The sequence below is a fragment of the Gluconacetobacter entanii genome, assembly GCF_003206495.1.
In the GTDB taxonomy this organism is placed as follows: Bacteria; Pseudomonadota; Alphaproteobacteria; order Acetobacterales; family Acetobacteraceae; genus Novacetimonas; species Novacetimonas entanii.
Genome location: NZ_NKUF01000097.1, coordinates 1 through 3,484, shown reverse-complemented (window position 1 = coordinate 3,484; position 3,484 = coordinate 1). Strand labels below are relative to the sequence as shown.

The window sequence follows — 3,484 nt, the reverse complement described above, 5'->3', positions numbered from 1 at the left end:
GCTCTTCGAAAGAGGCCCCTTTTTTTGGGCTCCCGCCGCTTTGTGGTGAGCCCTGATGTTTGTGCCATCCAGAAAAGTCATTCCGAATGCCACTCCCTGTTGTTCCTGAACCAGTGCGAGCAGCCGCTCCCATACGCCGAGCTTCGCCCAGCGGATGAAAAGCTGCGCAGCCCGCCATCACGGACCCAGTTCAGCGGGGATACTCCGCCATTTCGCGCCATTCTCATGACGCCAGAAAATCGCTGCTATCGTCCGCCGCAGATCATGTGGCGGCGTCTTGCCCCTCGGGCGAACCTCTTCAATCAGAGGTTCCCAGATCGCCCATGTCTCGTCCGTAAAGGTGCCTGTTCTGTCTCCTTCTTCCATCCCTACAATATGGGAAGAAATTCAAGATCTAACAGGCCCTAGTTCCTAGAACCAGGTCGTTCGCCTCCCCCCCCGCTTTCCTGTATGTTGTCTATAGAAATAACAGACCGGTTGGCTACCAGTTGTCGCCGGGTTCCGAAACGGGCGCGGGCGGCTTTGGTTAACGGCGTAAACAGGCTGATGATCGTGCCCTCGGGATCGCGGAACTGGGCCGTGCGGTTGCCCCATGGCAGCAGCTTTGGCTCAATCACAACGTCCACTTTGTTTTTCAGGCGTGCGAATACGGCATCCACGTCATCAACCCTGAATTCCAGAATTGCGGTGCGGTTTGCCCCCGGTTCGGCAGTTCCTTCCCTGAACAGGGCGACCGTCTCGGCGCTACCGATCGCGAGTGTCGCGCCAGGGGTGACGATTTCGGCAAACTGGGGTGCAAGCCATTCGGCAGGCTGTTCGGTCACCAATTCATAAAATGCAACCATGGTGTTGATGTCAGCGGCAATCAGGCGGGTAGAGGCAAACTTCATCGAGCGATTCCTGCATAAGGTTGTGTTCGCCGTCTTTTGGCACAATCATGCTGACAGCATCCTGTCAGCATGATTGCAAAACCCTTGCGTAGTACCGACCGCCTTTTTCAGATTATCCAAATCCTGCGCCGGTCGTCGCGCCCCATCACGGCGCAGGCGCTGGCTGGGGAATTGGAGGTCTCCACGCGCACGATCTACCGCGATATCGCGCATCTGATGGGGCAGCGCGTGCCCGTTTCAGGTGAGGCTGGCGTTGGTTACGTGCTCGGCTCCGGATACGACATGCCGCAGCTTGCGCTGACCCCGGTGGAAATTGAGGCGATTGTTCTGGGCGCGCAGTGGGTGGCAGCCCATGGCGATGAAATGCTTGCATGTACGGCATTGGACGTTCTTGCTAAGATTGCGGCAGTTGTGCCCGAGCGCCTGCAGCCATTTATCATTGCGCCGAGCACTGCGGCGAAGCTGCCTCTTGATGCGTCCAAGGATACGGTGGACGCGGCGGACTTTCGATCTGCAATACGTAAAGAAATGAAATTGCGCCTGCATTATTGCGATCAACGGGGTACGCTAACCGAGCGTACGGTATGGCCAGTGGTTCTTGGCTATTCGGATACCACGCGCGTACTGATCGCTTGGTGCGAACTGCGACAGGACTTCCGTCATTTTCGTACGGACCGGATAACCGCGGTAGAAAAGCTGGATGAGCGGACAGGTGAACCATACCACCGCCTGCTTCGCCGCTGGGAGATATGGCGTGCATCGGAACTGGCTCAGCTCAAGGCCAATTAATTCGTTGAACAGCGCTAGATGTCGTGATCCGCAACGGTTTTTGATGCGAAGATACCAAGAAAGCGTGTGGCCAGCATCCCGCCGAAGAAGAGTCGGAAATCAAGCCTGAAAGTTACGCATTGAGAAAAACAGCGTCTAAAGGCGGCCTTTTAGGTCTGCCTTAACCGCTATCTGGTCAATGAATTTGAAGCAGGGAGGTAGTAGCCGCCTTATCCGTCTCCATCATAGCTTCCTGTAGTCGCGTGGGCTGATGCCGGTTTCCCTGCGAAACATCTGTGCAAAATGGCTCGCACTCTCATAGCCACTGGTCAGGGCGATCTCGATGATGGACCTGTTGGTCTGTGACAGAAGGTCCTTCGCATGTTCCACACGCCGCCGGATAAACCAGCGTGATGGGCTTTGCCCCATGGTGTTGTGAAATGACCGGCTGAAATGAAACCGGCTCATCCCGCATAACCCGGCCAGAAGATCGAGATCGAACGGTTCGGCGAGATGGGCCTCCATATGATCCAGCGCCTTGCGCAGCTTCCACGCTAGCAGTTGTGCAGGTCTGGGTGTGGGCGAAGGCTGTGTCCGGGCATAATGACGCAGAAGATGGACGGTCAGGCTTTCCAGAAGGCCATTTACAAATAGAGAACTGGCCGAATGAGTCGCCTGGATCTCGGCCGCCAGGCCTGTCAGAACGCCAGATATGAATGCGTCCTGACCACCGGAAATGTCGCGCATGGAAAGCCGTGATGGATTAAGCCCCAACGATCGGGCGGCCCGGTTCACCAGAGTAAGCCCCAGATAAAGATGCAGGACTTCAAACGGACGGTCCGGATCAGCCTGCCAGCGCATGAGGTAAGGCGCATCGGTCTGTGTCAGGAAAAATGATCCGGACCCGGCCTCACTTTTCGTCCATTCACCTGTCAGTTCGCGTTCCTCGATCTGCGCTTCTCCCGAGATGATCCAGACCAGCAAGGGTTCGGCCACGGCCGGGACCAGCACTTCATCTTCCTGTTGCGGTCGGCGGAATATCTGTGCCTCGGCCTCTTTCCATGCGTCCCCGTGGCTTTGCGCGATCTTCCGGCCCGGAATGCGGTCATTGAGGGCATAACTGGCGGCATGCAGCGAAGAACGATGCGGGTACGGCATCCGGTTTACCTTTCAGACGTGCCGTGAATTGTCCAGTCCAACTCACAAAAACGCAAAATCACAATGATTTTGGCAAGAGGACGACAGAAACCATTTTCATTGGTCTTTACCTGTTTTCTCGATCTTTTTTAAATGGAATAGGTGGAGATTATCATGAGCATCAGAGGTAAAGTCGCCCTTGTTACCGGCGCCTCCAGCTGGATAGGGGCTGCAACAGCACGCAAACTTGCGACAGAGGGTGCAATAGTCGGTCTGGCAGCACGGCGCAAGGACCGTCTGGACACGCTGGCGGCGGAAATCACCGGGGCAGGGGGTAAAGCCGTTGCCCTTTCGACCGATGTTACGGATCTGACCTCATGCAAGGCTGCGGCAGATGCCCTCATTGCCCAATTTGGCAGGATTGATGTGCTGGTCAACAATGCGGGCCTGATGCCCCTGTCCAACATTGACAGCCTGAAAGTGGACGAATGGCAGCGAATGGTGGACGTAAACGTGTCCGGTGTCCTCAATGCGACGGCGGCAGTTCTTCCACGGATGATTGCACAGCATTCGGGCCAGATCTGGAGGGATCGAAGAACCCCTGATTGATGTGCTTGGCCGGTAATTTCTGGGTTTTGGCGATTTGATTGACGGTTTTTGCGATGGCCTCCGGTCTGCGTTTTGAGCAG

Annotated in this window: 3 protein-coding genes and 2 pseudogenes; 2 read left to right on the top strand and 3 right to left on the bottom strand. The window is 56.1% G+C overall.

Going from position 1 to position 3,484, the window contains the following annotated elements; all coding sequences use genetic code 11:
- Both CFR72_RS16455 and CFR72_RS16450 read right to left on the bottom strand, forming a co-directional pair.
- A pseudogene (locus CFR72_RS16455) lies at positions 1-366 on the bottom strand (transposase); the annotation flags it as partial.
- A gap of 38 nt (positions 367-404) precedes the next feature.
- Positions 405-890 carry a VOC family protein gene (locus CFR72_RS16450; protein ID WP_110914786.1) on the bottom strand — a complete coding sequence of 162 codons (486 nt, stop codon included), beginning with the start codon at positions 888-890 and terminating at the stop codon, positions 405-407.
- A gap of 69 nt (positions 891-959) precedes the next feature.
- Between CFR72_RS16450 and CFR72_RS16445 the strand changes: the two genes are divergently transcribed.
- Positions 960-1,679 carry a helix-turn-helix transcriptional regulator gene (locus CFR72_RS16445; RefSeq protein ID WP_110914785.1) on the top strand — a complete coding sequence of 240 codons (720 nt, stop codon included), beginning with the start codon at positions 960-962 and terminating at the stop codon, positions 1,677-1,679.
- A 222-nt stretch (positions 1,680-1,901) separates the two neighbouring features.
- Here the strand turns inward: CFR72_RS16445 and CFR72_RS16440 are convergent, their stop codons facing one another.
- Complete coding sequence (locus CFR72_RS16440; RefSeq protein WP_014106962.1) at positions 1,902-2,816, bottom strand: helix-turn-helix domain-containing protein; 915 nt, start codon at positions 2,814-2,816, stop codon at positions 1,902-1,904.
- Positions 2,817-2,957: 141 nt separating this feature from the next.
- Between CFR72_RS16440 and CFR72_RS16435 the strand changes: the two are divergent.
- Positions 2,958-3,380, top strand: a pseudogene (locus tag CFR72_RS16435) (SDR family oxidoreductase); the annotation flags it as partial.
- Positions 3,381-3,484: the final 104 nt, after the last annotated feature.